The sequence below is a fragment of the Pseudomonas sp. ASL4 genome (assembly GCF_056680395.1).
In genome coordinates this window covers 3,777,233-3,802,998 of sequence record NZ_CM155280.1, presented here as the reverse complement: position 1 = coordinate 3,802,998, position 25,766 = coordinate 3,777,233, and the positions used below count along the sequence as shown (strand labels likewise).

Sequence of the window (25,766 nt, the reverse complement as noted above, 5' to 3'; positions counted from 1 at the left end):
CTTCCTTGATCAAGCACTTTCACTGGCCTGGGCCACAAACAACACCACTTGCCATGGGCTGCTCGCCGGTTTTGAGGCCGGCGCGGCAATCAGCAACGGCAACTGCCCATCGAACCATTGGCCTTCGGCCGTCACCACGAACAACCGCGTATCGTCGCCAACGCTGTAGGCCACCTGTTCGTTGCGGTTCATGGCCTGATGCACCAAGCCGCTCATGCGCTGGCGACTGAGCAACGGGATGTGCGGCTGCGAGGCGATGATCGCGCCGCTCAGCCATTCACTCGCGGCGTGATCACTGACGCCGTTAGGCATGCGCAAACCGATCACCAGACGCTGGCTCGGCTGATCGTCGGGCAGTTGAATCGAGAAGCTCTGTTCGCTGCGCGCAAACGGCAGGCTGCGATAGCCGGCGCGAATCAATTCGAGGGTTTTCTCCAGCCAGTCGAGGACCGCCTCATAACCGCGTTGCAGCTCAAGAAAATCCAGCGGCGCGAACGGCGGCACACCGGCCAACGGGTCCAGCGCCGACCATGCGCCGGCCAGCCCGAGCAACACGCCGTATAAGGTCTGCGGGGTCGCCTGGCGGCTGCCCAGCGTGCCTTCGACCTCCGGTAGCCGCGCCCAGAGCGCGGTCAACTGACGGCGAATTTCTACCGCGTCGTCCTGATCCCCGGCCTGCTGGGCCTGACGCAAACGGCCGGCGAGGAACATGCATTTCTCCCGCGCCCTGGCACACAAACCGGCCACCCGCCGGCCAATAACGGATTCCGGCAACAGGCTTGGGGTCGGTGGTGTGTAAGGCAACGAGATAAACCCGCCGCCCTCCTTGCGGATTTTCAGCAACGGCAGGCAGACGGAGTCCGCCTTGTTCAATTGCGTGCACAAGCGCGGGTTCGGGCGCCACACGGTGATCGATTCGGGGTACTCGCCGCTGGTCAAATCCGGCAACGCATCGCCGACCACCGATTGCAGTCGGCCCTTGAGCGGCAGCAACTGCCCGGCGCGCCACAACGGGCTGACTGCCAGGTAAACCGTGACGGTTGCGTCGTCGGTGGCGTTGATGGCTTCACCGACGTTGAGCTCCAGCATCGGCCCCACTCCGGCGAGCAGATTGACTGGCAAACCGTCGGGCATCGTCGCTTGAAGATTGATTAACCGCACCAGCCCGGCACTCAGTGCGCCGGGGTCGACTTCGATTCGGCTTACACCCCAGAACCATGGATTACACGCTTGGGCAAAATGCGCGACCAGCGCCTCTGCCCGCAGCCCTTGCAACTGAAAATGCTGGGGCAATAACTGCATGCCTTCATGCCAGCAAACCGCGTCAGGTAACAGGCTCATACGATTCCTTTCGACGTCTAAGTGCGGCCGCGCACGGGGCGTTGTTGCGAGTGACTCAGTGCGGGCTGTCGCTGAGCAGCGTCATCTCGCGACTGTCGAACTTGAGCCAGGCTTTGCTCTGGTCATCGAGCCTTAACCGGTGTGCTCCGGGAGTGTTATAGCTGGCGAAGACCAAAAGTCCAGCCGCCCGCTTGCCCCCCAGCGGGAAGGGTTGTTTGTCGATGAATTGACCGGGGACCAGCTCCAGCCCCCAGACCGTTATCAACTGCCGGTAGTCGCGCTGGAACTGCTCGCGCTCGGTGAACCACTGGCGGGCGGTGATGCCCGACAGTTGCTTGAGCAGATCCGGGTCATTCACCGCAATGAAATCCACGGCAATCGGGGTGTCGTCGTTGGCCTTCGGCGCGACGTCGATGGTCAGGCTGTCGAGGTCCACCCGTGGCCCGAATAACGAACACCCGGCGAGGGACAAGAGCACAGCGCAGGCAAAAAAACGTGCAGACAAAATGAATTTTCCTTTTCTCATGACGGTCCTAAAAAGGTTTTCCCTTGCTTTTTTATAGACCTGTTCTAGCGTCTTGGGTAGTTCGGCCCACACGGCGAATGAGGAAGGTTTGTCAAAGGAACGACAGGTCCATCTGCCACCCTTTCTAACCTACGGTCCAGCAAGGGAAAGCGATGAACGGGCCTCCCGATGCATTGCGCCCGCTCATGCATCGGAGTCAACCAACATGGCAGAAAGTACTCAGCACAAGCTCGACAGGGTTCGCCCACCCCGGGTGCAAATCACCTACGACGTCGAAATCGGCAACGCGATCGAGAAAAAAGAATTGCCGTTGGTGGTGGGCATTCTCGCCGACCTTTCCGGCAAACCCCTCAACGCCCTTCCCAAGCTGACCGAACGACGCTTCACCGAGATTGACCGCGACAACTTCAACGAAGTGCTTGCCTCGATCGCTCCCCGCGCCACCTTGCAGGTCAACAACACCCTCACCCCCGGCGACAACAGCAAGCTCAACATCGAGCTCAACTTCAAGCACATCGACGACTTCGACCCCGTGAGAGTGGTCGAGCAGGTCACGCCGCTGCGGCGCCTGTTCGAAGCCCGCCAGCGCCTGCGCGACCTGCTGACCAAGCTCGACGGCAATGACGATCTGGACAAGCTGTTGCGCGATGTCATCGCCAACACCGAAGGCCTGCAAGAGATCAAGTCTGCCCGTCCGGAAGCCCCAGCCCCTGCTGCCCCTGCTGCCGCAGGCGACAGCGAAGCGCCGGCCGAACCGCAAGCCTGATCACTCAATCACTTAGGGAGAAGTTGCCATGCCTGCTTCAGCCGCCGCCAAAACCAGTGAAAGCACCACAGAAAGCCTGTCCCTGCTAGACCGCATCATCGCCGACGGCCGCATGGCCCATGACGACAGTCAGCAGGACTATGCCCGCGACATGCTCGCGGAATTCGCCATCCAGGTACTCGACGAAGGCATGGCCATCGACAAGGACACCGTGGCGATGATCAACGACCGCATCAGCAAGATCGACAAGCTGATCAGCGCGCAACTCAACGAAGTGCTGCACCACCCCGACATGCAAAAACTCGAAGCCTCCTGGCGTGGCTTACACCTGCTGGTGCAAAACACCGAAACCAGTTCCCGGCTCAAACTGCGTCTGCTCAACGTGACCCAAAAAGAGCTGCAAAACGACCTGGAAAAAGCCGTCGAGTTCGACCAGAGCGCGCTGTTCAAAAAGATCTACGAAGAAGAGTACGGCACCTTTGGCGGCCATCCGTTCAGCCTGCTGGTGGGTGACTACACCTTCGGCCGACACCCGCAGGACATCGGCCTGCTGGAGAAACTATCGAACGTCGCCGCTGCTGCGCACGCGCCGTTCATAGCCGCCGCCAGCCCACGGCTGTTCGACATGAACAGCTTCACCGAACTGGCCGTACCGCGTGACCTGTCGAAAGTCTTCGAGAGCCAGGAGTTGATCAAATGGCGCTCTTTCCGCGAAAGCGAAGACTCGCGCTATGTGTCACTGGTGCTCCCGCACTTCCTGCTGCGCCTGCCGTACGGCCCGGAAACCTCGCCGGTGGAAGGCATCACCTACATTGAAGACGTCAACGGCAGCGACCACAGCAAATACCTGTGGGGCAACGCCGCATGGGCCTTGTCGCAACGCATCACCGAAGCCTTCGCCAAGTACGGCTGGTGCGCGGCGATTCGCGGCGCTGAAGGCGGCGGCGCGGTCGAAGGGCTGCCAGCGCATACCTTCCGCACCAGTTCCGGCGACCTGTCGCTCAAATGCCCGACCGAAGTGGCGATCACCGACCGCCGGGAAAAAGAGCTCAACGACCTCGGCTTCATCGCCCTGTGCCACAAGAAAAACAGCGACGTGGCGGTGTTCTTCGGTGGCCAGACCACCAACAAGTCCAAGCTCTACAACACCAACGAGGCGAACGCTAACGCGAGGATTTCGGCGATGTTGCCGTACGTGCTCGCCGCATCGCGCTTCGCGCATTACCTGAAGGTGATCATGCGCGACAAGGTCGGCAGTTTCATGACCCGCGACAACGTGCAGACCTACCTCAACAACTGGATCGCCGACTACGTGCTGATCAACGATAACGCGCCGCAAGAGATCAAGGCGCAGTACCCGTTGCGTGAAGCCCGAGTGGACGTGACCGAAGTCGCCGGCAAGCCGGGCGCCTACAAGGCCACGGTGTTCCTGCGGCCGCACTTCCAGCTGGAAGAACTGACCGCCTCGATCCGCCTGGTCGCCACCCTGCCGCCACCGGTTGCAGCCTGACAGCTGAAACTTGTGGCCCCACTAAACCTGTGGCCCCACTGAGTCCTGTGGCTCTACTGAGTCCTGTGGCTCTACTGAAAAACTGTGGCGAGGGAGCTTGCTCCCGCTGGGGCGCGAAGCGGCCCCAACAAATGGGCCTGCTACGCAGTCCAGCGGGAGCAAGCTCCCTCGCCACAGGTTCAGTGTTCTGCTCTCTGGTTCAGTATTCAGCTCCACAGGTTCGGTATTTGGCTTATCAGGTTCAGTGTTCGGCTTAATTGATTGGCATTGGGCATTCACCCACGTGCCTATAGCGATAACCTTCAGGAGTTTCATGCGATGGATGCAATCATTCTCGACCTCGGCGGCGACATCAAAGGCGACAGTCTGCTCGAGGGCTACAAGGACAAGATCGAAGTCATGTCCTACAGCCACAACGTGGCGATGCAGGTGACCAACGACGTCAGCAACTCGGAGCGAACCTCCGGCAAGCCGCACATCGGCGAGTTCACCCTGACCAAATTCGTCGACAGTTCCACCCCGTCGCTCAACGAGTATTGCTGCGCCGGCAAACCGATCCCGGAAGCCAAGATCACCATCGGCCGTAACGCCTCCGAAGGCAGCGGCCAACTGATGCCGTTCATCATCTACACCCTGACCAACGTGGTGCTGTCCAATGTCAGCGTCAGTGGCGGCACCGGCGGCAAACCGGTGGAAACCATCTCCCTGAACTTCACCAAGATCAAATGGGAACTCACCGCGCAGAAAGACGACGGCACCAAGGAAGGCACGGCTGCCTCGACCTGGGACCTGGCCGCCAACAAACTCATCAAAGCCAAGTAAGCGGACGCGTCGGCCATGGCAGGCACCGGCATCCTCCCCCCGCTGTTCGAGCGTCTCGCAACAGGCGATAGCGATACCGTGCAGGTGTTCGACCGCCAGGGCTTGCTCGAATCGGTACAAACGGAGTTGTCACGCCTGTTCAACACCCGACGCGGCCCGCGCGCCCTGACCTCCCCACCGAGCATTCTCGACTACGGCATCGCTGACTGGACCGCCCTGCAACAGCAGCGCAGCGATGACCGTCGTCAGTTGGCGCGGGAAGTGCGCGAGGCTATCAATCAATTTGAACCGCGCCTGAAACTGGGCGAGGTTCACGTCAATCCGGTCCCCGGCCAACCGCAGCAACTGAGCATTCGCCTGCTTGGCGAATTGCGCAGCGGCCAGCAGCACTGGCCCGTGGCATTTGTCATCGAGAAGGCCCGCGATGGCCTTGAGGTGCGTCATGAGCGACTCGATTGACCCGCAACTGCTCGACTACTACCAACGTGAGCTGACCTGGCTGCGACACGCCGGGAGTATTTTCGCCGAGCGTTATCCCAAGGTTGCCCGACGCCTGGAACTGTCCCCCGGCGAATGCCCCGACCCGCATGTCGAACGACTGCTGGAAGGCTTCGCGCTGCTGGCGGCGCGCCTGCAACGGCGCCTCGATGACGACTACGCCGAATTCAGCGATGCCCTGCTGGAACAACTTTACCCTTTGGCCATGCGCCCGCAGCCGTCCTGCGCGATCGTGCAGTTCGAGCCGGACCCGAGCAAAGGCAACATCGCGGGTGGTTATCCATTGCCACGGGATACGCCGTTATTCGTCACCACCAGCAAAGGCGAAAACATCCACTTTCGCACCAGCGCCGCGGTTCGACTGTGGCCGGTGGAAATCAATGAGGCCCTGCTGCTGGGCAGCGACGAAGCCCAGGCCCTGACCGGCGTGGCCCAGGCCCGATCGGCGCTACGCCTGAGTTTGCGTTGCCTGGGCGAAAGTCAGTGGTCGCAGCTCAATATCCAGCATCTGCGCATCCATCTGGCCGCGTCGCCGGTGATCAATGCCTGCCTGTATGACCTGCTCGGCGCCCATGCCACGCAGGTACTGGCCGGACCGGCGGGCAGCGTGCCCAAAGAGCTGGCGGGGTTGCCGCAGATTGTCGGGTTTGCCAGTGATGAAGTCTTGCTGCCAGACGAGGACGGTGTGCACCCCGGCATGCGCCTGCTCGCCGAATACTTCGCCTTCCCGGACAAATTCAACTTCTTCGACCTGCCATTGGCCGGCGCCAGCAGCGACAGCCAGACGCTGTTTCTATACATCGTCTTCGACCGGCCGCCGACCAATCGCATGCACCTTCAGGCCAGCGACATCGCCCTCGGTTGCGCGCCAGCGATCAACTTGTTCCCGCGTACCTCAGAACCATTGCGCCCGGACGGCACCCGCTGCGAATACCGCTTGGTGGCCGACAGTCACCGGGAAAACAGTGTCGAGATCCACAGCATCCGCGCGGTTCGCGCCACGACCCGTCAAGGCGTGCAACGGGTGCCAGCGTATTACGGCAGTCAACACGGTGGCGGCGACAAACAATGCTACTGGCATGCGCGACGGGTCAGCGGCATGACCCCCAATCGGCTGGGCACCGACCTGATGCTCAGCCTGGTCGACACCCGGCTCGACCCGCTCTCGGAGTTCGTCGAATTCAGCCTCACCGCCGAATTGCTGTGCACCAATCGACACCTGGCCCAAAGCCTGCCAGCCGGCACTGCGCTGGGTTTCGAACGGCCGGGGCCGGTGGCGTGGGCACGGCTGCGCAACCCGCCGAGTCCGCAAAGCTTGCCGCGCTTGGACGGTGAATCGCGCTGGCGATTGGTGTCGCAACTGACCCTCAATCATTTGTCGCTGGTCGAAGGACCGAAAGCGCTGGATGCACTCAAGGAAATCCTCCAACTGCACAACTTGCGGGACGAGGCCAGTGCCCTGCGGCAAATCCAAGGATTGCTGAGCCTGGGTTGCGAACGGGTTATCGGCCATGTCGGCGAAGACGCCTGGCGCGGCTGGCGCAATGGGCTGGAGGTGCGGCTGCAACTCGATTCGCAGCATTTCGTCGGCAGCAGCGCGGTGTTGTTTTCGGCGGTACTGGCGCAGTTTTTTTCGCTGTATGCCACGGCTAACCGCTTTGTGCGCACGGTGTTGGTCCAGTCAGACAAGGAGGTGAAAACATGGCAACCCCAAGCTGGAATGCCGCTGTCCCTCTGAACCTGAGTGAAAAACTGCGGCGCGATCCACAAGCGTTTGAACTGTTGCAGGCCTTGCTGTTGCTGGAGCGTGAACACCCGCAGGCCGAATCCCTGGGCAGCGGTACTTCGCCGCAAGCCGAAGCCATTCGCTTGCGCGGGCCGTTGACGCCGCTGTTCGCCGCCAGCGAAATCGAAAGCCTGACCCAGGAAGCAGGCCAACAACCGACCCTCAGCACACCGGTATTTGGCCTCGGCGGGCCGGACGGCCCCCTGCCCTACGCCTATCAGGAATGGCTGCAACAACGGGCCCGGGCCAAGGATCATGCACCGGCCGAATTCCTCGACCTGTTCCAGCATCGCTTGCTGAGCCTGCTTTATAAGGTGATGCGCAAACATCGAATCGCCATCGGGTTCACCGTTCCCGGCGCGTCTGCGGTACAGGCGCAATTGCGCGCGCTGACCGGGTTGCTGCCCAAAGCCTTGCAGGAACGCCAGGCTGTTCCCGATTCCGCTGTGTTGGCGTGCAGCGCGCTGTTCGCCGACGGCCGTCGCTCACTCGCCGGTTTCGCGGCAATTGTGCGCGAGCAGTTTGAGTTGCCGGTTGAACTCAGTGCCTACGAAGGCGCCTGGCGAGAAATCCCGCTCGCCAGTCGCAGCCTTATGAAACCGGGTGGGCGCAACCTGCAACTGGGCCGCACGGCGGTGGCCGGCACGCGAGTCTGGGACGAACACGCCGGCATTCGCCTGACCGTCGGCCCATTGAACTCAGCCCAGGCCGCGCGCTTTTTGCCGGACGGCAAAGCCCACCCGGCGCTGGCCAGCCTTAGCGCGCTGTATTTCGGCCCCGACCTGGATTGCACGCTGGTGTTGCTGGTGCGCGGTGCCGGCCCGATGAAACTCAGTCGCGAGGCACCGCCGCTGTTGAGCTGGAACGGCGGCTTGCAACGGCAAACCAGCCTCGCCGTGCAACGAATCGAAACCCGCCTTCGTCAGCTGGAGATCACCTGAACATGGAACTGGCCAGCCTGATCGGACGCCTCAACCCCGACAACCGCCGCGCCCTGGAACGGGCCGCGCAACGCTGCTTGCAACGGGGTCATCATTACGTCGAAATCGAGCACTTGCTGCTGGAACTGCTGGACATCGAGGGGGGTGACTTCGCCTGGCTGCTGCCGCGTTTTGGCCTGGAGCGCGACGCCCTGAGCGCCGAAATCAACAAGGCGCTGGAACTGTTCAAATCCGGCAGCACCCGCACTCCCGCGCTGTCGGCGCACACCATTGGCTTGCTGGAAGACGCGGTGGTCCAGGCCAGTGTATTGGGGCTGGACAGCATTCGTTCCGGCTTGCTGCTGCTGGCCTTGATCGACCGCGACGAGCGCCGCAGTCTGCTGCTCAACAGTGCTTCATCGCTGCTGAAGATTCCCCGGGAGGCGCTGCGCAGCAACCTGCTGGAATGGACCGAAAGCTCACGCGAACACGTTGGTGGCGTGCGCCCGATTGTTCCGGGAAACCCGCAGCCGAAGCAAGACTCGGTGCTCGATCAATACACCCAGGACCTGACCGCCGACGCCCATGCCGGGCGCATCGACCCCATCGTCGGGCGCGACGGCGAGATCCGTCAGTGCATCGACATCCTGCTGCGGCGCCGACAGAACAACCCGATCCTGGTTGGCGCTCCCGGTGTCGGTAAAACAGCTGTAGTCGAAGGCCTGGCCCTGCGCATCGCCGCCGGGGACGTGCCGCCATCGCTGCAAGAAGTCAGCCTGCGGGTCCTCGACCTCGGTTTGTTGCAGGCCGGCGCCGGGGTCAAAGGCGAGTTCGAGCAACGCCTCAAAGGCGTGATCGACGCCGTGCGCAGCGCGGAGAAACCGATCATTTTGTTCATCGACGAAGCCCACACCCTGATCGGTGCCGGGGGCGCGGAAGGTGGCAGCGACGCGGCCAACCTGCTGAAACCGGCGTTGGCCCGCGGCGAGTTGCGCACCCTGGCCGCGACCACGTGGCTGGAGTACAAAAAATACTTCGAGAAAGACCCTGCGCTGGCGAGGCGTTTTCAACTGGTGCAAGTCGAGGAGCCGGACGAAATCACCGCCGTAGAAATGCTTCGTGGCGTCGCCGCCAAACTGGAGCAACACCACGGCGTGCAAGTGCTCGACGCGGCGATTCATGAAGCGGTGAAACTGTCCCATCGCTACATCTCTGGCCGCCAGCTACCGGACAAAGCCATCAGCGTGCTCGACACCGCGTGCGCCCGGGTTGCCCTCGGTCAGCATGACGTGCCGCCACCGCTGGAAAGCCTGCGCCATCGGCAGAACAGCCTCAAGGATGAAGTCGAACGCCTGCGCCGGGAACAAGCCACCGGGCTCGATCACCGCGAGCGCATCACCCTGCTGGAAAGCGAATCTATCGGCAACGTGCAGGCCATTCGTGAACTGGAAACCCGTTGGAACGAAGAACGGGTCGCCGTGCGCGAACTGCTGGAAACCCGCCGTGAGTTACTGGCGTTGAGCGAACGCGCCGACAGCGACAAACCGGACGAAGGCACCGACAGCCGCATCGATCATTTGGCTGCCGAACTGGTGCGACTGGAAGCCGGACTCGACGCGATCCGCCAAGACGACCCGCTGGTGCCAGAACAGGTCGACACCAAAACCGTCGCCGCCGTGATCGCCGGCTGGACCGGCATCCCGGTCGGCAAAATGCTCGCCGACGAAGCCCACGCCGTGCGCACCCTCGGCCAACGAATGGGCCAACGCGTCATGGGCCAAAGCATCGCCCTCGGCACCATCGCCCAACGCTTGCAAGCCTACCGCGCCGGCCTCACCGACCCGCAAAAACCGGTCGGGGTGTTCCTGTTGGTCGGCCCCACGGGCGTCGGCAAAACCGAAACCGCTTACGCCTTGGCCGACGCGTTGTACGGCGGCGAACGCAACCTGATCAGCATCAACCTCTCGGAATACCAGGAAGCCCACACCGTCAGCCAACTCAAAGGCGCCCCGCCTGGGTATGTCGGTTATGGCAGCGGTGGCGTGCTCACCGAAGCGGTGCGGCGCAAACCGTATTCGGTGGTGTTGCTGGATGAAATCGAGAAGGCGCATCCGGATGTGTTGGAGGCGTTTTATAACGTCTTCGATAAAGGCGTGATGGAGGATGGGACCGGGTTGGTGGTCGACTTTAAAAACACCGTGATGTTGGCCACCAGCAATGTTGGGGCTGAGTTGCTGCTCGATACACCGGTGGCGCAGTTGGGCACCGATGCCTTTAACGAAGCGCTGCATAAGGTGCTGCTACAAGCGTTTCGACCGGCGTTTTTGGCGCGCATGACCGTGGTGGCGTATCGGCCGCTGGATGAAGCGACGCTGGAAGGGATTGTGTTGGCCAAGCTTGAGAAGTTACGTGCACGGTACAAAGCGGCGACCGGCAAGCAATTCGAGTTTGATGCCGGGATTGTGCAGGCGGTGTTGGCCAAGTGCAGTGCGGCGGGGGCCAGGGATGTCGAGAATGTGTTGATGACCCAGGTGACGGGGAAGTTGGCGGAGTGGGTGTTGGAGTAGCGCCTGTCCCGTTTCGCAGTGCAAGGGATGTTGAAATGTATTGATGGTTAAAGTACCGGGAAAGTTGGCGGGGTGGGTGTTGGAATGTCCCAAAAACACAACTCAAAAGGCAAACCTACCCGAAAGCTCCCCAACACACATCAAGGATGTGAATCATGCCCAATACAATCGTCATTGGAACAGGTATTTCGGCGGCCGCTTATCTCATTTCAATCCAGCAGTACTTAAAGTCCATTAATAAAACACTGGGCGATATCTATTTGATGGGTGGCCCGGACCTGTGGCAAAACATGTCACCGAACCATGCCATGGGACAACCACAGCAATTACTCTCAGGCAACCTTCTAGGCCATGGCCGCGAAGACCGTGGTTTTTCCGGCCAGCCGGTTCCTGGAGCCGACTTCATGAAGGCGGGGCTTTTCTCGACCGTCGTAAAGTACTATCTAAAACAACATTGCCATGCCCAGATCCCCCTCTCCTATGTCACCAACATAAGCAAAACCGGGACCGGTTACTCTCTGAAACTGACCGGCAGTGTGGGAGGACGGATTACCTGTGAGCAAGTAATTGTTGCAATGGGGCCCGGCACCGCGCGGGCGTTGATGGAGGAAGAAAACAAGCCCGTCGAGGTTGATATCGAGTCATTCAAGGGCTCGATCGTCGGGGGCAATGAGTTCATGGATCCTGGCTGGAAGATGCCTGAAGAGGCAGCTATCGCTGGATCCACTGTCGCCGTTTACGGTGGCTCGGCGACAGCCGCATGGGTAGTAGAATTAGCCGTCATGCGAGAAATGAACGTTCTTGTATGGTTCACGCGTCCCGGCAGCGGCGAGAACCCATGGGACGCGGAAGCTCGTTTTACCGAAGCCTTTCCCGCCGGCAATAGAAACAGCACCATAGAAAAAGACTTCGAGAAAGTCAGAAGTGTTTTAAAGCTTACGAAAGTTACACGCTTAGAGACAGGAAAGCTGAAACTGGCATTTAAAAACAAAGAAGGGAACGTCGAAATACAAGTAGTCGACCTCTTGGTGTATGCACTAGGAGCGGACCACCTGACCAAAGGCATAAAAACAATTCTAGACCCTGGAATTCACGCCGACCTGGTTGCCTTTTACGACAAAAACCTTGCGATCAGTGCAAAACCTTCATTATTGGCCATCGGTACTGAAAACCGCTCATTGATTATTGTCGGATCGGCGATGAGCAGTGAAGCCGGATTCGGCAGGGACACACTGTGGTTGCAAGGTGATCCGCAAAAACTTATCGAAAACAACACCAGAGGCGTAAAACTGGCCAGCTATAAAGACATCAGCAACACACTTCCAGCCGCAGCCCGACCCACTGAAGGCATTGCCATGATCATGGCGAGTATTGAGGCCCTGAATGAATATATGCCTGTCACAGTTGCTTCACAAAGACGCCTCGTCATGCATTCAACGCCAGATTTAACAACGAGCGCAGGTGTACTCCCTAGAGGCTCAGCCAACCCGGATGCCGGGCATGACCACCTGCATGACATAGACTTCGAATGGGACATAAACTTCAACACAAGCAACCGCACACAACTGGCAACCTATATAGCGCAAACCACAGACCTTAAGCCATTTCCTGCCAATTTTGCGGTGGCGCTGCTCGTACACTTACGCACACGACCTGGCAATGCACTAGGCTTAAGTGACCCGCAAGCACACTTCGTTATTTCTACCGCAGAACGCTTTACCCAGGCACTTATAAACTTAAACCCACACATAAATTTTGATACAGCCCGACTGAGATACGACAAACTTTGGGGCGCTGACAGATACCTGAGCATATGTATAGAACACATAACGACACCCGGAGACTGGGCAGCATTCTGGAATAGACACGGGATAGAGTGCTGATGGCTTAAAAGCCTATAGAGGACTGATTTATCAACCACTTTTTTTAAAAAAGCGGAACCGATAAATCTGTCCCCTTAGAGGTCGAAGAATGCTGCTTCTTAGCCCCGTTGTTTAAGGATGTCTTATGTCTAGAAGTATCGACAGCAACACCAGCCTCTCCCTCACCGCCTCCACGCTGTCGGCGCTTTACCCTGAGTCGCTGTCCGGCGAAGAAGCCCTCAACTCTCTCGGCTCGCAAACCCTCAACGGCCTCAACGACGGCACTTCCCTCACCCTGACCAGCGCCGTCGCCACCCACGTCACTACCTCTCTGCACAACGACGCTCTACTCCGTCCATTCGACGCACTGGTCGCCGAAATCCGCCAACTCCCCGCCGACGCCACCGCCGAGCGCTATCAACTTGTTCTAAGGCCATGGCTCTGGTGGCTGACCCTGGCCAGCAACAACCGTGTCTTCCAGAACCTCAGCACCTCAGACATCGTCACCACGATTTTCAAGGCTCACGGCTTCACCGATTTCACGCTAAAACTCACTGGCAGTTACACCCCGCGAGAATACTGCGTGCAGTACGGCGAAACCGATTTCACCTTCGTCTCTCGGCTACTGGAAGAAGAAGGCATTTTCTGGTTTTTCACCCATGAAGCCGGCAAGCACACGCTGATATTGGGCGACAGCAACGACGCCTTTCCGCAGATCCCCAACGGACCAAAAGTCACTTACCTCGGCCAGCAAATGGGCGAGCGCGAACTGCATGGCATCCGCTCCGGCCAGGTGTGCATGCAAGCCGTGGCCGGGGTGTATCGCGCGACAGATTACGAGTTCACTACGCCGACCACCTCCCTTTATGACCAAGCCGAAGCGGTGGCCGGGCCCCGCTCGATCTACGAGCATCCGGGCGGTTACAACGCCAAGGCCCGGGGCGATGCGTTGACCAAGCAACGGGTCGACGGGTTGCGCAGTCAGGAGAAACGCTTTGTCGGCGAAAGTGACTGCCGCTGGCTGGTGCCGGGGCACTGGTTCACCCTCGCCGGGCATGATGATGCGAGCCTGAATATCGATTGGGTAGTGACGTCGGTCACTCATGAAGCCAGTCACGAAGACTATCGCAATCGCTTTGAAGCGATCCCCAAAGCCACGCCGTTCCGCCCGGCGCGAACCACGCCCAAACCACGAATGCACACCCAGACCGCCATTGTCGTCGGCAAGTCCGGCGAAGAGATCTGGACCGATCAGTACGGCCGCATCAAGTTGCAATTTCCTTGGGACCGCGACGGCAAGAATGACGAAACCAGCTCGTGCTGGGTCCGGGTGGTGCTGCCCTGGAGCGGCAAGGGTTTCGGTATGCAATTCGTCCCGCGGATCGGCCAGGAAGTGATCGTGACCTTCATCGATGGCGATCCCGATCGACCGCTGGTGACCGGTTGCGTCTACAACGGTGACAACGCCCTGCCCTATGCGCTGCCAGCGAATCAGACCCAGTCCGGGATCAAGACACAATCGTCCAAGGGCGGTGGCGGGTTCAACGAATTGCGCTTCGAGGACAAGAAGGACGCAGAAGAGGTGTTCTTGCAGGCGCAGAAGGATTTCAAGATCAACGTGCTCAACGACACCACCGCCACGGTCGGCCACGACGAAACCCTGATAGTGCAGAACGCCCGCACGCGCACGGTGAAGGAAGGCGACGAGACGGTGACACTGGAAAAAGGTAAACGCAGCGTCACGATCCAGACCGGCAGCGATACGCTCGATGTGAAGGACAGTCGCACGGTGAAGGTCGGCGCCGATCAGACCCACAGCACCGGAGGCAATTACGAGCACAAGGTCACCGGCAACTACAGCCTGACGGTGGATGGCAACCTGACGATCAAAGTGAGCGGCACCCTGACCCTGCAAAGCGGCGGCAGCTTCAGCATCAAAAGCGGCGCGGACCTCGCGGCCGAGGCCAGCACCTCAGTCACGCAGAAGGCCGGCACGGCCCTGACCAATCAGGCCGGGACTTCGCTGACCAACAAGGCCGGCACTACGCTGACCAACGACGCCGGGGTCAGCCTGATGAACAAGGGCGGTGCCGAGCAGACCGTGGACGGCGGCGGCATGCTGACCATCAAGGGCGGGCTGGTGAAGGTTAACTGAGGAGGTTTACGGCGATGTCATCGAGCAAAGTCGACCTGCAACGCGGTGACAGCCACATGGACGGTCGCCTGGTTGATGAGCAACTGGAAGGCCCGCTGCACATCAAGGAAGCCGGGCGGCCCCAGGCAGATTTGAATTACAGCCAGGGCGAACTGCAAGGCACCAGTTTGCTCTATCACCCCAACGGCAAGGTCTCGGCGCACCTGCCCTTTGTGCGGGACAAATTGCAGGGTGTCGCCAGTTTCTATGCGCCCGAGGGTTGTCTGCAGCGCAAGGCCAGCTATCGCCGGGGTTTGCTGCATGGTGAGGCGAATAATTACTTCCCGGACGGGCAACTGGCCGAGGCCGAGTTCTACCGTGACGGTGTGCGTGAGGGGCGTTATCAGCGCTTTCACCCCAATGGCAAACCGGCGGTTGATGCGCGTTATCTCAATGGGCAATTGATGGAACCGGAACAGGGTTTTGCCAGTGATGGACGACCGCTGGATGCCGAGGGCAAGCCGATATCGCGGGTGCGCTGGTGGTTTCGGCGTTGGACGGATCCGGCGCAGGCTTGAGATTTGGGTTGTCTGTGCTCGCGATGGGGCCGGCACATTCAATATCAATCATGAAGGTGTCAGGGAATAAGCATCTGCATCTGCCCCGGCATCGCGATTTTGATCACCCCCGCCCAGTTGCACATCAGCATGCTGTTGGCATCCAGCGCCGGCATGTTGCCCAGCAACACCGTTGGCGCGCCGCCAGGTATCCACGGGGCGGCGGTGGCCGGGATGCACGGCATCGGCGTCAAGACCCCGAGCGCAGCGGCGGTGGCGGCCGCGACCATCGGGTTGGCCATGCTCATGCACACGCCAAAAGGCATGACGTTGACCAGCGGGATGTGGTCCATGATGTTGGCGGCGGGCATGCCGCCGGTCAGGGTTCGGTTCACCGGCAACACGTTGAGCACGCCAGGCGCCGCGCCGAAGCTGCATTGCAGGGTTGCGGTGGCACACACTTGCGGACAGCCCATTTCAAACCTCCTTCCTGGAAGCGCTGCGTCCACTGAACCATAGTCCGCCGTGCCACTTCTCGCACATCAGGAACGCTGATTATCCAGCAACACGCTAACCTATAAGACCGAGCCATCCTTGTGGCACGCCCGTCTCACCATTAGATTAGCCAATGATGTCTGGCCTCCAAAATAAGCAGAAGGGATAAGCATGGCGCTTACTGACCAGTCCACCCGTATCCGCTCCGGCGAAGAACTCGATGCCAGCCTGATCGATCCGTACCTCAAGGCCCATATTCCGGGTTTAAGCGGCATACCTGCGATCAGCCAGTTTCCGGGCGGTGCGTCGAACCTGACCTACTTGCTGGAATACCCCGAGCAGGAATTCGTCCTGCGTCGTCCGCCGTTTGGCCACAAGGCCAAGTCCGCTCACGACATGGGCCGCGAATTTCGCATCCTTAATCAACTCAAGGACGGCTTCCCGTACTGCCCCAAGGCCTACGTGCACTGCACCGACGAATCGGTGATCGGCGCCGAGTTTTATGTGATGGAGCGGGTCAACGGCATCATCCTGCGCTCGGATCTGCCGCCTGAACTCGGTCTGGATGCCACCAAGACCGAGGCCTTGTGCAAAAGCTTCATCGACAAGTTCGTCGAACTGCACCAAGTCGACTACAAGGCCTGTGGCCTCGCCGACCTCGGTAAACCCGAAGGCTACGTGGCGCGGCAGATCAAAGGCTGGAGCGAACGCTACGAGAAAGCCCTGACCCCCGACGCGCCGCAGTGGGACGTGGTCAAGGCCTGGCTCAACGACAAAATGCCCGCCGACCACCCGACGTCGAGCATCGTCCATAACGACTACCGCTTCGACAACGTAATCCTGGACCCGGACAACCCGATGCAGATCATCGGCGTGCTCGACTGGGAACTGACCACCCTCGGCGATCCGCTGATGGATTTGGGCAACACCCTCGCCTACTGGATCGAGGCCGGCGACCCGGCGCCGGTGCAACTGATGCGCCGCCAGCCGAGCCACGCGCCGGGCATGCTGACCCGCCGCGAATTCGTCGACTACTACGCCGAGCGCTCCGGCATTCAGATCGACAATTTCGACTTCTACTACACCTACGGTCTGTTCCGCCTGGCCGGCATCGTGCAGCAGATTTATTACCGTTTCTTCCATGGTCAGACCCAGGACAAACGCTTCGCGCAGTTCATTCACATGAACAAACTGCTGGAGCAGATGAGCTTGCAGGTCATCCAGAAATCCAGCCTTTGATCCAGGCCCCCTAATAAGACTTTTTATAAGAGAATCCCATGTCCAAGACTCAGTTGTTCGACCTCGACGGCAAGATCGCTTTTGTCTCCGGTGCCAGCCGCGGCATCGGTGAAGCCATCGCCAAACTGCTGGCCCAGCAAGGCGCCCACGTGATTGTTTCGAGCCGCAAACTCGACGGCTGCCAACACGTGGCCGACGCGATCATCGCCGCTGGCGGCAAAGCCACCGCCATCGCCTGCCACATCGGCGAAATGGAACAGATCACCCAAGTCTTCGCCAGCATCCGCGAACAATTCGGGCGCCTGGACATCCTGGTCAACAACGCCGCAACCAACCCGCAGTTCTGCAACGTGCTGGACACCGACCTCAGCGCCTTCCAGAAAACCGTCGACGTGAACATCCGCGGTTACTTCTTCATGTCGGTGGAAGCCGGCAAGCTGATGCGCGACAACGGCGGCGGCAGCATCATCAACGTGGCTTCGATCAATGGCATTTCGCCGGGGATCTTCCAGGGCATCTACTCGGTGACCAAGGCTGCGGTGATCAACATGACCAAAGTCTTTGCCAAGGAATGCGCGCAATTCGGCATCCGCTGCAACGCCCTGCTGCCTGGGCTGACGGACACCAAGTTTGCGTCGGCGTTGGTGAAGAACGATGCGATTTTGAAGACTGCGCTGCAGCAGATTCCGCTGAAGCGGGTGGCGGATCCGAGTGAGATGGCGGGTGCGGTGCTTTATCTCGCCAGTGATGCGTCGAGCTATACGACTGGGGTTTCGTTGAATGTGGATGGTGGGTTTTTGTCCTGATCCCGATTTGCCCTGCCTGAAGAAACTGCCTGTAATACAGATGTCGCGGGCATACTCTTCAGGCACTCTGGTCACTCAATAAGTGTTTTACTTCAAGCTCAATTAAAACGCACATCAGAACGAATCAAGTGTTATCTCAATCCGACACACTCAGAGTCTCCCACGCACAGCCACCAGGACATGCCTGATAGATATAAAAAAGCAGCTGTTCATCAACGTAGACATCGTGCGTTTAGAGTTGAACCCTGCTACGACACCCGATCGCTGAATGGGCAGCGACCGGGCGGCAAGGAATCGTCTCCTTACGTTTCTATGAAATAGCCAGCAGTGTGATCCTATCTTCCACCAAAGGCGTTAACGAATACTTGAAAAAAACTGTCTCCTGAACGACACGCTCAACATTCGCTATAACATCTAGCCGTACGGTGCCACTTAAACTATCAAACTGCCTCCCTAGAGGCGGCCGAAAATCAAATTCACCGGGGCTGTTTTCGATGTAGATTTTGGATACCCCGGATGAAACTTCAACACGCATGCTATATTCCCGCCCTCGGACGATACTTTGCGAACCGAAAACCTCCTCATCATCTATAAAATACTTCGCATGTATTTGCCTGCTAATAGGTAGCGTCAATGGCACATCCATCCCCTTACCAACAAGTCTTAGTTCAAACGTGCCGGATTTGTTTGCAGATCCTTTGACAAGCCAACTATACCTTGTTGTTTCCAAGCTCCAAGTTGGCGTACAAGTCAAATCCTCCGCGACAACTCCACTTCCTCTAACCCATTGCAAACTCACTTCGAGGCCTGCCAACGGACTATCCGAGTTGGGAGTCAATGAGATCGTGTGTGTTGCATCTCTCAGGTACAGCACTTCGGAGTTAGTTGCCTCGTTACCGTCAATTTGAAATCTCGCCTCATCAGCGAGTCGACTCGAAAGAAGCTTGCTGACCGCCAAGGTAATCGGCGTGGTCATGCCCTGCCCCGTCAGGGTCAATTGAAAGGTGCCGCTTTTGGTCGCCCCCGTGATGGCCCAACTGTGAGCGGTTTGCGCGCTGCTCAAGGCCGGCACACTGGTTATGTTCGCCGGGTCCAGACCGGTTTTGACGCTGCACGTCAGTGTCACAGGGTGGCCGGCCAATGGGCTACCGGCCTTGGGTGTCAGGGTGAGTGTCTGGGCAACGCCCCGGAAAAACACATTGCCCCCCGCCGGAACAGGTGCATTGGCGATTTTCACATCGGCTTCATCGGCCAGATTACTCGACAGCAATTTGCTGACTGCCAGCGTGATCGGCGTGCTCATCCCCTGCCCCGTCAGGGTCAATTGAAAGGTGCCGCTTTTGGTCGCCCCCGTGATGGCCCAACTGTGAGCGGTTTGCGCGCTGCTCAAGGCCGGCACACTGGTTACGTTCGCCGGGTCCAGACCGGTTTTGACGCTGCACGTCAGTGTCACAGGGTGGCCGGCCAATGGACTACCGACCTTGGGAGTCAGCGTGAGTGTCTGGGCCGCGCCCCGAAAAAATACATTGCCTCCTGCCGGAACAGGTGCATTGGCGATTTTCACATCGGCTTCATCGGCCAGATTACTCGACAGCAATTTGCTGACTGCCAGCGTGATCGGCGTGCTCATCCCCTGCCCCGTCAGGGTCAATTGAAAGGTGCCGCTTTTGGTCGCCCCCGTGATGGCCCAACTGTGAGCGGTTTGCGCGCTGCTCAAGGCCGGCACACTGGTTACGTTCGCCGGGTCCAGCCCGGTTTTGATGCTGCACGTCAGCGTCACCGGATAACCGGCCAATGGGCTACCGGCCTTGGGTGTCAGGGTGAGTGTCTGGGCAACGCCCCGAAAAAATACATTGCCTCCTGCCGGAACAGGTGCATTGGCGATTTTCACATCGGCTTCATCGGCCAGATTACTCGACAGCAATTTGCTGACTGCCAGCGTGATCGGCGTGCTCATCCCCTGCCCCGTCAGGGTCAATTGAAAGGTGCCGCTTTTGGTCGCCCCCGTGATGGCCCAACTGTGAGCGGTTTGCGCGCTGCTCAAGGCCGGCACACTGGTCACGTTCGCCGGGTCCAGCCCGGTTTTGATGCTGCACGTCAGCGTCACCGGATAACCGGCCAATGGGCTACCGGCCTTGGGTGTCAGGGTGAGTGTCTGGGCAACGCCCCGGAAAAACACATTGCCCCCCGCCGGAACAGGTGCATTAGCAATTTTTACATCCGCTTCATCAGCCAAATTTTTCGAGAGCAATCGACAAGGCAGAGGTAGTACGTCGGGGCGCTCAAGAAAACGAAATTGATACCCGAAATAGCCACTTTTCGCCGCAGCGCCAGTCACGGTCCAGATCAAGGTTTTGTTTTGCCCAATGACTTGCCCATTCGCCTCACCCACCCCAGGGACCACGGTCGCCAGTGTCGAATCTCCGTCACCGGGGTCCAGAACGATAGACATGCCAATCATGGCATCGTCTTTGAACTTCACCTCCAACGTGGTCGGTTGCGCTCGAAAAAACACCAGGTTCGGCGTTTGCAAATCAATGGACGCGCCCCCAACCTTGATCGATTCGATCACGCTCATGTTTAATTTCGAAACGACTCGGCTATCGATTGCCCTGGGCGTCGGAACCAAAGGGCAGCTGACGTTGAGGCGAAAGGCAGCGCTGACGGCGCCCGCAGTGATCTGCCACGTCAGCCTCCCGTCATCCGGCACCTCAACCAATGCTTTGAGCGGTGGAACAGCGCTTACTCGTGCGCCGTCACCGACCTCTTCAAGCGCCACCTGCAGCCCGACCATCCAGGGCTCGAAAGTCAGGGTGAGCGGCTTATTTTCACCGCTGAAAAAAGTGGCGGTGGTGTCCGTCACAGGTCTCCCGTCCACTTCGACTTTTACAATCTCGTCGGCCAGGTTCTGGGAAATCACCCGAGCCGTGATCGGTTGCCAATCACGTTGCAGTTTCGAACATTTAAGACCCAACGAGAAAAGCCCGCGATTCGCGCCGGGGCCGGACGACGTCACACGCCACAAGGCGTTGGCACCATCCAATGGTGTGGGAGTGCCAAGGGGTGGATTGAAAACGAGCCCTAAATCGGAAGACGGGACCGAGTCCGAGGTGAGTTCGAAGAGTGTCAGCTGTGAGCCTTTAAGCCGCTCATCCGGGTTGAGTAAGGTCAACGTGTTGTCCTGACCGCGCAGCAATACCACACCCGTTTTTGCCACCTCGGCCACCGGTTTTTCATTGACTTGTAGCGTCGCTGTACTGCCCCAGGGTGTAACGGCTAATACTTCAACCGCTATCTCTTCGCTGACAGTGCCGCGCTCGAAATACAGACTCGGTACGGTCAATGTAAAAGTCCGCACGCCCGTTTTGTCGGCGTTGAACTCATAGGTCGTGATGCCATTTGCCGAGGGCGAGACGTCCAGGGTTTCGCCGTCCAGTATCCAGTTCACCGGAATCGGAATGCCGTCGCGGGTGTAATGGGAAATCACCTTCGAGGACAGTAATGTTTTCTCTTCGTATGCCAGCACCAGAAACTGTTCGTTGCCACGTGTCTCGACGAATTCGAGTCGATGATGCCCTTGTGACACGGCTACTTTGTGGGCCGGCGCGGTGAACTCTGTCTGGATCCATACCTCGTAAGTTTCGGCGGCTGCCGTCGCCGGTTTGTAATCGCAAGCGATCGACCATTGCAAACCGTCCTCTGCAAACGGCGTGTATTCAGCGATCTTCGGGGTGGCGGTGAACGGCAACCCGGCGGCTGATGGATCATTCAAACTCGCGCCCTGATTGATCCAGGGGCTGTCAGCCAGAGCCTTGATTGTCAGGGTGTGTGCGCCACCGTGACAAAAATACAAAGGCGTATCTGTCGCTGATCTCGAATCTCGCATAAGGCTCATCGCCGTAGTCTCACCTTGTTGGATGGTTCAACTATCGAGAACCAACCATCCGCTGGCAACTGTCAGAAATTACAGTTCTTTAGAAAAAATCGAGATAAAAACCGCAAATAAATCACGAATACGGATTCAGAATTATTTTTCTGTTTGTTTACTTTCTTGTATTTTTATTCCATAAATACCCATCCTGAAAACAAAACCAAAAGGACCCCGGCTATGCGCGAACTCGGTATCGGACTCATCGGCACAGGTTTCATGGGCCGTGCCCACGCCTTGGCGTTTCGTAACGTCAGTGCGGTTTTCGAGCTGCCCCTGAAGCTCAAACTCGCCGCACTGGCCGACGCCGATCCGCAGCGCGCGCGGCAGTGTGCCGAGGCCTGGGGTTTCGACAGCGCCCACAGTGACTGGCAACAACTGATCGATGATCCGAAGGTCAATCTGATCGCCATCACTACCCCCAATCATCTGCACTACCCGATGGCCATGGCCGCCCTCGCCGCCGGCAAACCGGTGTACTGCGAAAAACCGCTGGCGGTGAACCTCGAACAAGCCAACGCCATGCGTCTGGCGGCCAAAGCGGCGGGTGTGGTGACACGGGTTGGTTACAACTATCAGCACAACCCGATGATTGGCCTGGCGCGTGAGTTGATTCAGAACGGCGAGCTGGGCGACATCATCAGTTTCCAGGGTGAATTCAGCGAAGATTTCATGGCCGATGCCGCCTCACCCTGGTCCTGGCGTTGCGATGCCGAACATGCCGGCGGCGCGTTGGCGGACCTGGGCAGTCACTTGTTGGCAATGGCCCGTTATCTGGTGGGCGATGTCGAAGCGGTGTGTGCCGACACCCAGACCGTGCACAAACAGCGCCCCGCCACTGCCGGCAGTCAAGAGCAACGCCCTATCGCGGTAGACGATCAGGTTCATGCGCTGCTGCGGTTTACCAATGGTGCCAGGGGTACGTTCAGCAGCAGCTGGCTCAAGCACGGCTACAAAAATCACCTGAGTTTCGAGATCAGCGGCACCCGAGGCACCCTGCTTTTCGATCAGGAACGCTTGAATGAACTGCGCCTGTTTCGTACCGGGCAGGACGGCTTCCAGCGCTTGCTCGCCGGGCCGAATTTGCCGGGTTATGCGGCGTTCAGTCCGGCGCCGGGGCATCAACTGGGTTACAACGAACTCAAGACGCTGGAAGTGCACGATCTGGTGATGGCATTGGCCGGAGTCAGTCAGGGCGGAACGGATTTCGAACAGGCGTGGGAAGTCGAACGGCTGGCAACGGCGATACGCGTGGCCGCCAACGAGTCACGCTGGGTCAGGCTTGAAGAAGTCTGAGGCTCAGCCGCCCATGACCTTCGGCAACTGCCAGTCATAATTCACCGACAACAGGCGCAACGTCAGGCACGCCGCGCCGGCCAACAGCGCGGCGGCCACGGGCGGCACACAACACCGCCGTACCGACCAGGTCGGCCACCAGCACAACTTTCTCGACACGGGGCTTCAACGACGGCTTCGCCCAGGCTTATTGAGTGACGCAGCGGGTGGTCGTGGTGACCCTAGTCACCTGCCCGTCCGCAAGCACATCGCCCATCACATCGGTTTTATCCATGGTCTGGCAGGTGCGTACAGCAGGTGGTGGTGGCGGAGCAGCGGGAGGCGGAGGCGGTGGAGGACTGGCACAACCACTTAAAATCACTGCGCAAAAGGCGAGTGACAGTGGTGTAAAAAAGCGTTTCGCAAGACTGTTCATTGGCTGACCTGCAGTGGCTGATCGACGTGTTTCCGCGACACGAAAACAACACCGCGCAGCCGCGGACCCGGTCACAGAAAATAAGTACCACTCATTCCTTATAGCCCAGCCGCCGGCCAATGCCAGTAAACACCTGAGAACAGGGTTTGATTTCGATCAAAAATGGCAGGAACGGTATCAATCCACTGTGGGAGCGAGCTTGCTCGCGATGGCGGAGCGTCAGTCAACGAAGACGTCGAATGTGATGCCCTCATCGCGAGCAAGCTCGCTCCCACAATTGGATGGTGTATACCGCTTACGACGTTTCAGGGCGATACAGCGCATTGGTCTCTAGCTCATACCGCAACTCTTCGATCAACGCCGCCACCGCCTCCGGCGACCGCAGGTTCACAATACTCAACCCACTGACCACCAGATCCACCTGCCCCGACACCGGGTGATAGAGCTTCACGGTCAAGGAGTTGTCTCCGGTGAGCGCGCAATCACAGGCCAGTGGCGAAAAGCTTTGCTCCAGTTGGGTACGCAACTGCGTCAAATAGATCATCTGACTCACCCGACCGACAGTGCAAAATTGAACACGCTGTCGAACTGATCGTTACCCATGTGGCTGTTCCTTTAGCTGTTTTGAAGGGGACGCGATAGTCGCCCTGAGACGCCTATCGCACCCTTACAGGCTAAGAACTGCCCGACCCGCCCAACACACTAATTTGCACCGTTGCGACTAGTGCATTTGCACCTTATCGCTGGCCCTTCGGCCGCCATTCACTGGAGAACAAACCGCGCTCCCGCGCCCAGACAATCGCCTCGCTGCGACTGTGCACATCGAGTTTGGAATACACCGTGGCGACATGATTGCGCACCGTGTTCGGCGCCAGTTTCAGGCGCGCGGCGATTTCCTTGTCGGCCAGGCCTTCGCAGATAAGCCCAAGCACATCGCGTTCCCGGGCGGTCAGGTCGGTGAAGGAGACGCTGGGCATCTTCGGCGAGTTGACGTTCTTCACGTTGGCGAGTTTTTCGATCAGGGTGCGGCTGAACCAGGACGCGTCCTTCATCACCTCTTCGATCGCTGACACTAACTCCAGCTCTGTGCGTTTGCGCTCGGTGATGTCCATAAACACCAACAGGTAGCAAGGGTTGTCCTGAATGTTCACGGTGTCGGCCGAGACGGTGCACTCAATCAGCTCGGCGCCCTTCTTGCGCACCCGAACATCGACGCGATCCAGCCTGCTAGCCTTCTCCAGCGCAGCAAACAGCCGCGTGCGAGCACCCTTGTCATCGATAAAGTCGATCTCTGCCACGGAATTGCCGAGCACTTCTTCACTGGGGTAAGCGAGGGTTTCGAGGAAGGCTTCGTTGACGTCGATCACCAACTGATGCTCGGCGCTGCACACCAGTGTCGGCACCGGGGTCAGGCGAAAGGCCTTGGCGAAACGCTCTTCACTTTGACGCAGGGCAAGCTCGACCTTGTGCCGTGGTTCCATGTCGACGAAGGAAAACAGCATGCAGTCTTCTTCGTTGAGCTCTAGGGGTTGCCCGGCCACGATCACCTGTTTGCTGCCGCCGTCGGCCAATTTAAGCTCGGCCTGCATTTGCGGAATCGTCGCGTGCTCGCGCAGACGATCAATCGCCAGGTCTTTCTTTTCCGCGCCTTCGAGGATGTCCAACTCGTAGGTCGACACGCCGATCACCTGATCTCGCGTGTAGCCAGTCATTTCCAGGAAGCCTGAATTGACCTTGATGTAACGCAAATCGCTGAGACGACAGATCACCGCCGGGGCCGGGTTGGCGTTGAAGGTCTTTTCGAAACGCTGTTCGGCGCTGGCCCACTCGGTGACGTCGTTCATGATCAACACCAGGGATTCCGGTGCACCAGCGCTGTCGGCCAGTTGCATACTGCGCACGCTGTGAACCCACATCCGCGTCTCGTCATCGGCCGGCGTCACTTCCACCAGTACGTCGCTGAAGATTTCACCCCGAGCGATGCGGCTGATCGGGTAGTTGTCCGTAGGCACCGGGTGATTGTTGCGATAGCGCAAGGCGAAACGCTGGGCGTACTCCTCGGCATTGGCGCCCAACTCGTCGATCTCGCTGACACCATGCATTGCCAGCGCGGCGGCATTGGCCCAGAGGATAGTCTGGTTGAGCTCCAGCAAAATCACCCCGTCCGACAAACCAGCGATGATCTGCTGCAACTGGCGACGATTGGTTTCGGTGGTCAGGACGTCCTGGCTCATTGGCTCTCCACAAAGTGCGGCGGCGCTTTTACGCGCCGCCCTGTGAAGATTACGACCGCGGGGG

The 25,766-nt window shown here is 59.0% G+C and carries 20 protein-coding genes; 13 read left to right on the top strand and 7 right to left on the bottom strand.

Annotation, left to right across the window (positions count from 1 at the left end; translation table 11 throughout):
- Nucleotides 1-9: 9 nt before the first annotated feature.
- Together tssK and AC1MEW_RS17175 are read right to left on the bottom strand one after the other, a co-directional pair.
- A complete protein-coding gene (gene tssK, locus AC1MEW_RS17180) occupies nt 10-1,341 on the bottom strand; it encodes a type VI secretion system baseplate subunit TssK (RefSeq protein ID WP_201255515.1) in 1,332 nt (443 codons plus the stop codon).
- Nucleotides 1,342-1,396: 55 nt separating this feature from the next.
- Nucleotides 1,397-1,846: a type VI secretion protein gene (locus AC1MEW_RS17175; RefSeq protein WP_201255516.1), complete on the bottom strand. Its 450-nt coding sequence runs from the start codon at nt 1,844-1,846 to the stop codon at nt 1,397-1,399.
- A 226-nt stretch (nt 1,847-2,072) separates the two neighbouring features.
- On the opposite strand from AC1MEW_RS17175, the gene tssB reads away from it, so the two are divergent.
- The 10 genes from tssB (at nt 2,073) to AC1MEW_RS17125 (ending at nt 15,310) form a co-directional block, all read left to right on the top strand.
- Entirely contained in the window at nt 2,073-2,633 is a 561-nt protein-coding gene (gene tssB / locus AC1MEW_RS17170; RefSeq protein WP_480422973.1) for a type VI secretion system contractile sheath small subunit, read from the top strand.
- A 28-nt stretch (nt 2,634-2,661) separates the two neighbouring features.
- On the top strand, nt 2,662-4,143 hold the full coding sequence (tssC, locus tag AC1MEW_RS17165; RefSeq protein WP_201255518.1) for a type VI secretion system contractile sheath large subunit: 1,482 nt from the start codon (nt 2,662-2,664) through the stop codon (nt 4,141-4,143).
- A 318-nt stretch (nt 4,144-4,461) separates the two neighbouring features.
- Nucleotides 4,462-4,965: an Hcp family type VI secretion system effector gene (locus AC1MEW_RS17160; protein ID WP_201255519.1), complete on the top strand. Its 504-nt coding sequence runs from the start codon at nt 4,462-4,464 to the stop codon at nt 4,963-4,965.
- A 15-nt stretch (nt 4,966-4,980) separates the two neighbouring features.
- Nucleotides 4,981-5,424, top strand: coding sequence for a type VI secretion system baseplate subunit TssE (gene tssE / locus AC1MEW_RS17155; RefSeq protein WP_323570155.1), 444 nt, complete (start codon nt 4,981-4,983; stop codon nt 5,422-5,424).
- Nucleotides 5,408-7,201: a type VI secretion system baseplate subunit TssF gene (gene tssF, locus AC1MEW_RS17150; RefSeq protein WP_480422972.1), complete on the top strand. Its 1,794-nt coding sequence runs from the start codon at nt 5,408-5,410 to the stop codon at nt 7,199-7,201. Before tssE ends, tssF begins: the two co-directional genes overlap by 17 nt.
- Nucleotides 7,165-8,190, top strand: coding sequence for a type VI secretion system baseplate subunit TssG (tssG, locus tag AC1MEW_RS17145; protein ID WP_201255522.1), 1,026 nt, complete (start codon nt 7,165-7,167; stop codon nt 8,188-8,190). Before tssF ends, tssG begins: the two co-directional genes overlap by 37 nt.
- 2 nt (nt 8,191-8,192) lie before the next feature.
- Nucleotides 8,193-10,736 carry a type VI secretion system ATPase TssH gene (tssH, locus tag AC1MEW_RS17140; RefSeq protein WP_480422971.1) on the top strand — a complete coding sequence of 848 codons (2,544 nt, stop codon included), beginning with the start codon at nt 8,193-8,195 and terminating at the stop codon, nt 10,734-10,736.
- A gap of 155 nt (nt 10,737-10,891) precedes the next feature.
- Entirely contained in the window at nt 10,892-12,619 is a 1,728-nt protein-coding gene (locus AC1MEW_RS17135; protein ID WP_480422969.1) for a hypothetical protein, read from the top strand.
- Nucleotides 12,620-12,743: 124 nt separating this feature from the next.
- Entirely contained in the window at nt 12,744-14,753 is a 2,010-nt protein-coding gene (locus tag AC1MEW_RS17130; protein WP_480422967.1) for a type VI secretion system Vgr family protein, read from the top strand.
- A 14-nt stretch (nt 14,754-14,767) separates the two neighbouring features.
- The gene (locus AC1MEW_RS17125) at nt 14,768-15,310 is read left to right on the top strand and encodes a toxin-antitoxin system YwqK family antitoxin (protein ID WP_201255526.1); all 543 of its coding nucleotides are present in this window, start codon (nt 14,768-14,770) and stop codon (nt 15,308-15,310) included.
- A gap of 59 nt (nt 15,311-15,369) precedes the next feature.
- Here AC1MEW_RS17125 and AC1MEW_RS17120 read toward each other — a convergent pair whose 3' ends face one another.
- Nucleotides 15,370-15,765 (bottom strand): DUF4280 domain-containing protein, encoded by a 396-nt coding sequence (locus AC1MEW_RS17120; RefSeq protein ID WP_322268809.1) that lies wholly within the window; start codon nt 15,763-15,765, stop codon nt 15,370-15,372.
- Between the two features lie 190 nt (nt 15,766-15,955).
- Between AC1MEW_RS17120 and AC1MEW_RS17115 the strand changes: the two genes are divergently transcribed.
- Together AC1MEW_RS17115 and AC1MEW_RS17110 are read left to right on the top strand one after the other, a co-directional pair.
- Nucleotides 15,956-17,023, top strand: a complete 1,068-nt coding sequence (locus AC1MEW_RS17115) for a phosphotransferase family protein (RefSeq protein WP_201204397.1) — start codon at nt 15,956-15,958, stop codon at nt 17,021-17,023.
- 38 nt (nt 17,024-17,061) lie between these two features.
- Nucleotides 17,062-17,829, top strand: coding sequence for an SDR family oxidoreductase (locus AC1MEW_RS17110; protein ID WP_201197393.1), 768 nt, complete (start codon nt 17,062-17,064; stop codon nt 17,827-17,829).
- Nucleotides 17,830-18,139: 310 nt separating this feature from the next.
- Here AC1MEW_RS17110 and AC1MEW_RS17105 read toward each other — a convergent pair whose 3' ends face one another.
- Nucleotides 18,140-21,724 carry a hypothetical protein gene (locus AC1MEW_RS17105; protein ID WP_480422966.1) on the bottom strand — a complete coding sequence of 1,195 codons (3,585 nt, stop codon included), beginning with the start codon at nt 21,722-21,724 and terminating at the stop codon, nt 18,140-18,142.
- Between the two features lie 213 nt (nt 21,725-21,937).
- Here AC1MEW_RS17105 and AC1MEW_RS17100 point away from each other — a divergent pair, with 213 nt between their 5' ends.
- Nucleotides 21,938-23,053 carry a Gfo/Idh/MocA family protein gene (locus AC1MEW_RS17100; protein WP_201254936.1) on the top strand — a complete coding sequence of 372 codons (1,116 nt, stop codon included), beginning with the start codon at nt 21,938-21,940 and terminating at the stop codon, nt 23,051-23,053.
- A 3-nt stretch (nt 23,054-23,056) separates the two neighbouring features.
- Here AC1MEW_RS17100 and AC1MEW_RS17095 read toward each other — a convergent pair whose 3' ends face one another.
- The 3 genes from AC1MEW_RS17095 to AC1MEW_RS17085 all read right to left on the bottom strand — a co-directional run bounded on the left by AC1MEW_RS17095 (nt 23,057) and on the right by AC1MEW_RS17085 (nt 25,702).
- Complete coding sequence (locus AC1MEW_RS17095; protein WP_242486219.1) at nt 23,057-23,212, bottom strand: hypothetical protein; 156 nt, start codon at nt 23,210-23,212, stop codon at nt 23,057-23,059.
- A 551-nt stretch (nt 23,213-23,763) separates the two neighbouring features.
- Nucleotides 23,764-24,012 carry a DUF1652 domain-containing protein gene (locus AC1MEW_RS17090; RefSeq protein ID WP_201254937.1) on the bottom strand — a complete coding sequence of 83 codons (249 nt, stop codon included), beginning with the start codon at nt 24,010-24,012 and terminating at the stop codon, nt 23,764-23,766.
- A 193-nt stretch (nt 24,013-24,205) separates the two neighbouring features.
- Nucleotides 24,206-25,702 carry a helix-turn-helix transcriptional regulator gene (locus tag AC1MEW_RS17085; RefSeq protein WP_480422965.1) on the bottom strand — a complete coding sequence of 499 codons (1,497 nt, stop codon included), beginning with the start codon at nt 25,700-25,702 and terminating at the stop codon, nt 24,206-24,208.
- Nucleotides 25,703-25,766: the final 64 nt, after the last annotated feature.

Coding starts and splice junctions, on each gene's coding strand:
- tssK (WP_201255515.1), bottom strand. CDS start 1,341: ATGAGCCTGTTACCTGACGCGGTTTGCTGGCATGAAGGCATGCAGTTA.
- tssB (WP_480422973.1), top strand. CDS start 2,073: ATGGCAGAAAGTACTCAGCACAAGCTCGACAGGGTTCGCCCACCCCGG.
- tssC (WP_201255518.1), top strand. CDS start 2,662: ATGCCTGCTTCAGCCGCCGCCAAAACCAGTGAAAGCACCACAGAAAGC.
- AC1MEW_RS17160 (WP_201255519.1), top strand. CDS start 4,462: ATGGATGCAATCATTCTCGACCTCGGCGGCGACATCAAAGGCGACAGT.
- tssE (WP_323570155.1), top strand. CDS start 4,981: ATGGCAGGCACCGGCATCCTCCCCCCGCTGTTCGAGCGTCTCGCAACA.
- tssF (WP_480422972.1), top strand. CDS start 5,408: ATGAGCGACTCGATTGACCCGCAACTGCTCGACTACTACCAACGTGAG.
- tssG (WP_201255522.1), top strand. CDS start 7,165: ATGGCAACCCCAAGCTGGAATGCCGCTGTCCCTCTGAACCTGAGTGAA.
- tssH (WP_480422971.1), top strand. CDS start 8,193: ATGGAACTGGCCAGCCTGATCGGACGCCTCAACCCCGACAACCGCCGC.
- AC1MEW_RS17135 (WP_480422969.1), top strand. CDS start 10,892: ATGCCCAATACAATCGTCATTGGAACAGGTATTTCGGCGGCCGCTTAT.
- AC1MEW_RS17130 (WP_480422967.1), top strand. CDS start 12,744: ATGTCTAGAAGTATCGACAGCAACACCAGCCTCTCCCTCACCGCCTCC.
- AC1MEW_RS17125 (WP_201255526.1), top strand. CDS start 14,768: ATGTCATCGAGCAAAGTCGACCTGCAACGCGGTGACAGCCACATGGAC.
- AC1MEW_RS17120 (WP_322268809.1), bottom strand. CDS start 15,765: ATGGGCTGTCCGCAAGTGTGTGCCACCGCAACCCTGCAATGCAGCTTC.
- AC1MEW_RS17115 (WP_201204397.1), top strand. CDS start 15,956: ATGGCGCTTACTGACCAGTCCACCCGTATCCGCTCCGGCGAAGAACTC.
- AC1MEW_RS17110 (WP_201197393.1), top strand. CDS start 17,062: ATGTCCAAGACTCAGTTGTTCGACCTCGACGGCAAGATCGCTTTTGTC.
- AC1MEW_RS17105 (WP_480422966.1), bottom strand. CDS start 21,724: ATGAGCCTTATGCGAGATTCGAGATCAGCGACAGATACGCCTTTGTAT.
- AC1MEW_RS17100 (WP_201254936.1), top strand. CDS start 21,938: ATGCGCGAACTCGGTATCGGACTCATCGGCACAGGTTTCATGGGCCGT.
- AC1MEW_RS17090 (WP_201254937.1), bottom strand. CDS start 24,012: ATGATCTATTTGACGCAGTTGCGTACCCAACTGGAGCAAAGCTTTTCG.
- AC1MEW_RS17085 (WP_480422965.1), bottom strand. CDS start 25,702: ATGAGCCAGGACGTCCTGACCACCGAAACCAATCGTCGCCAGTTGCAG.